The 3,574-nt window shown below is 75.6% G+C and carries 2 protein-coding genes and 1 pseudogene; all 3 read left to right on the top strand.

Features of this window, described 5'->3' with window-relative positions; all coding sequences use genetic code 11:
* Positions 1-1,384: ABC transporter permease subunit (locus ACTUAL_RS30755; RefSeq protein ID WP_440902684.1), on the top strand; the 1,384-nt coding region annotated here is incomplete at its 5' end.
* Positions 1,385-2,572 (top strand): MFS transporter, encoded by a 1,188-nt coding sequence (locus ACTUAL_RS30750; RefSeq protein ID WP_440902683.1) that lies wholly within the window; start codon positions 1,385-1,387, stop codon positions 2,570-2,572.
* 59 nt (positions 2,573-2,631) lie between these two features.
* Positions 2,632-3,574, top strand: a pseudogene (locus ACTUAL_RS30745) (hypothetical protein); the annotation flags it as partial.

The following is a 3,574-nucleotide window of genomic DNA, read 5'->3' as shown; positions in this document are numbered from 1 at the left end:
AGCGCGGCGGGTGGCGGCGGCGCTGGGCGCGCCGTCGCTGCGGCGCGGGCTGCGCTGGGGCTACGGGCCCGGCGGGGTGGCGGCGGCTGCGGTCCTGGCCGCGGCGCCGGAGTTCCTGCTCGCGGCGCTGCTGATCGTGGTGGTGTCGGTGTGGCTGGGCTGGTTGCCGCCGTACGGCTGGCAGGGCCCGCAGCACCTGGTGCTGCCCGCGCTGGCGATGGCGCTGCCCGCGGGCGCGGTGCTGGGCAGGCTGGTGGACGACGCGCTGCCACCGGTGTTCGGCGAGCAGTGGGTGTCGCTGTGGCGGTCGTGGGGCTGCTCGCGGGTGGTGCTGGCGCGGGGCGTGCTGCGGCGCGCGCTGCCGCCGGTGCTGCCGCAGGTGGGGCTCTCGGCGGTCGGGATCATCGGCGGCGCGGTGGCGGTGGAGGTGGTGTTCGCGATCCCCGGCGTCGGGCGGACCGCGCTGGGCGCCGCCGAGTCGCAGGACCTGCCGCTGCTGCAGGGCTCGGTGATCGTGCTGCTGCTGGTGGGCGTGGTCGTCGGGGTGCTGGCGGCGCTGGCCCGGCGGTGGGTGCTCGGCCCGGCGCTGCGCGACGCGGCGCTGATCACGCCCCCGCAGGCGCCGGTGCGCGGGCACCGGGTCGTGGTGGCGTGCGCGGGCGGCGTGGTGGCGGTGCTGACGGCGTGGGGGCTGACCCGCGACCCGCTGCGCCTGGACACCGCCGCGCGGCTGTCCGCGCCGGGCTGGGCGCACCCGCTGGGCACCGACTCGCTGGGGCGGGACGTGCTGGCGCGGGTCGGGCACGGGGCGCTGGCGACGGTGGGCGTGGCGGTCGCGGTGTGCGCGTTCGCGTTCGTCGTGGCCCTGCTGCTGGGTTTCCTGCCCTCGGTGACGGGGGCGGCGGCGGAGCCGGCGAACGCGGTGCCGCCGGTGATCGCGGGGCTGCTGGTGGCGGCGACGCTCGGACCGGACGGGGGCAGTGCGGCGCTCGCCGTGGCGCTGGTGTCCTGGCCGGTGCTGTCGGAGCACGCGGCGTCGCTGGTCGAGGAGGCTCGGGCGGCGCAGCACGTGGCGGAGAACCGGGCGCTGGGCGCGAGTCCGGTGTGGACGTTGCGCAAGCACGTGCTACCGGCCGTGGTCGGGCCGCTGGCGCGACACGCCGTGCTGCGGCTGCCGGGCATCGCGCTGGCGCTGGCGTCCCTGGGATTCCTCGGGCTGGGCACTCCGCCGCCCGCCCCCGAGTGGGGCCTGCTGCTGTCGGAGACCCTGCCGTACGTGGAGCGCGCGCCGTGGGCGACGCTGGCCCCCGCGGGCGCCCTGCTGGCGCTGGCGGTGTTCGCCGTGTCCCTGGCCGCCTCAGCCCGTGTTCCGAGGAGGTCGTAGATGGGTCGCGCGGTGGTCGAGCGCGGGGTGGTGCGCGCGGACGCGCTCGCCAGGCTGCTGGTGGGGACGCAGTTCGCGTTCAACGTGGGGTTCTACGCGGTGCTCCCGCACCTGGCGGCGCACCTGAGCGGCGGGCTGGGGCTGGCCGGGTGGCTGGTCGGCGTGGTGCTGGGGCTGCGGACGTTCAGCCAGCAGGGCATGTTCGTGGTCGGCGGCGCGCTGGCGGACCGGTTCGGGCCGCGTCCGGCGGTGCTGGTCGGGTGCGCGCTGCGGGTGCTGGGGTTCGGGTGGCTGGCGTTCGCCTCGGGCACGGCGTCGGTGATCGGGGCGGTGCTGCTGATCGGGTTCGCGGCGGCGCTGTTCTCGCCCGCCGTGGAGTCGGAGGTGGCGCGGCAGGCGCTGGAGCGCGAGCAGCGGACCGGGGAGCCCCGGACGAAGCTGCTGGGGACGTTCCACGCGGGCGGGCAGGCCGGGGCGCTGATCGGCCCGGTGCTGGGCGCTGTGCTGCTGGGGCAGGGGTTCCGGGCGGTGGCGCTGGCGGGCGCGGCGGTGTTCGTGGTGATCCTGGTCGGGCACTGGTTCCTGATGCCGGGCCGCGAGCCGGTGACGCCGCCGCCCCTGACGTTCCGGGGCGTGGCGGGGAACCGGGCGTTCCTGCTGCTGTGCCTGGCGTACGGCGGGTACCTGGTGATCTACAACCAGATGTACCTGGCGCTGCCCGCGGAGCTGGAGCGGGCGACGGGCGGTCAGGCGGCGCTGGGGTGGTTGTTCGCGCTGTCGTCGGTGATCGTGGTGGCGCTGCAGGTGCCGCTGTCGAAGTGGGCCGGGCGGGCGCTGACCCCGGCGGCGGCGCTGCGGTGGGGCCTGGGCGTGCTGGTGGTCGGCTGCGCCCTGCCCGCGCTGCTGCCCGCGACCGGCCTGGCGGGGTCGGTGGTGTTCGTGGTGCTGCTGACCGGCGGCCAGATGCTGGCGGCCCCGGCGGCGCGCGCGCTCGTGCCGGACCTGGTGGACGAGCGGCTGCTGGGGACGTTCATGGGGGCGATGTCGTCGCTGTCGGGGTTGCTGGTCCTGGCCACCTCGGCGCCGCTGGGGGCGGTCGCGGAGGCGGGCGGGGCGGCGATGTGGCTGGGGATGGCGGTGATCCCGCTGGTGGGGGTGTTGCTGGTGCCGAGGGCGGCTCGGACGTAGATTCCCCGGAGCCGCAGTAGTGCGGCCTCTGCGGCGGGAGGGTGAGCCACGATCGGTCGGTGCACTCGACCAACTCGGCGGATGGCAACCAGGTCAACCTGCTGGTGCAGGTGGGAGCGAACCACGGCGCGATCAACCTGGTCGCGGGTGCGGTGCCCTCGGACTTCTACCTGGAGCAGGTCCGGCGGATCGCGCCGGACGAACTGGTCGGGCGCGAGGCGGAACTGGCCGAGCTGGCTGCGTTCTGCGCGGGGCCCGACCGCTACCTGTGGTGGCGCGCGGAGGCGTGGGCGGGCAAGTCGGCACTGCTGTCGTGGTTCGCGCTGCACCCGCCGGAGGGCGTTCGGATTGTGTCGTTCTTCATCACGGCGGGTCTGGCGGAGCAGAGCGACCGGTCAGCATTCCTGCGCGAGGTGACCGTCCAGCTCTGCGCGCTCCTCGGGACCCCGCTGCCGCGCGAGTTCACCGACCCCGGACTGCTCGGGCTGCTGAAGCAAGCGGCGGAGCGGTGCGAGGACCAGGGCGAACGCCTGGTGCTGGTGGTGGACGGGCTGGACGAGGACCGGGGCGCGGACGGTTCCGCCGAGTCCCACAGCATCGTCGCCCTGTTGCCCGTGAAACCCCCTGCAGGGACGCGGGTGGTGGTGTCCGGCCGCCTGAACCCCCCGCTCCCGCACGAGGTCCCCGAACACCACCCGCTGCGCGATCCGGACGTGATCCGCCCGCTGTCCCCCTCCCCCGAGGCGAAGGTGAAGCGCGACGTGCTGGAGAAGGACCTGAAGCGCCTGCTGCGCGGCACGCCCGCCGCGCGGGACGTCCTCGGCCTGCTGGTCGCCTCGGGCAGCGGCCTCACCACCGCCGACCTGGAAGAGCTGACCGGTCATCCGCCGATGGACGTTGAGGACGTGCTGCACACGGCTTCCGGCCGGAGCTTCACCAACTCCAGTGGAGAGGCGCACTTATTGGCGCACAACGAGCTCCGATTGCGCGCGGCGGACATGC

Source organism: Actinosynnema sp., from assembly GCF_052038725.1.
The sequence above is the reverse complement of the archived record's forward strand: the minus strand, read 5'-3'. Positions and strand labels throughout refer to the sequence as shown.

Excerpts from the sequence above, each read along its gene's own strand:
- ACTUAL_RS30750 (WP_440902683.1), top strand. The coding sequence starts at position 1,385 with ATGGGTCGCGCGGTGGTCGAGCGCGGGGTGGTGCGCGCGGACGCGCTC.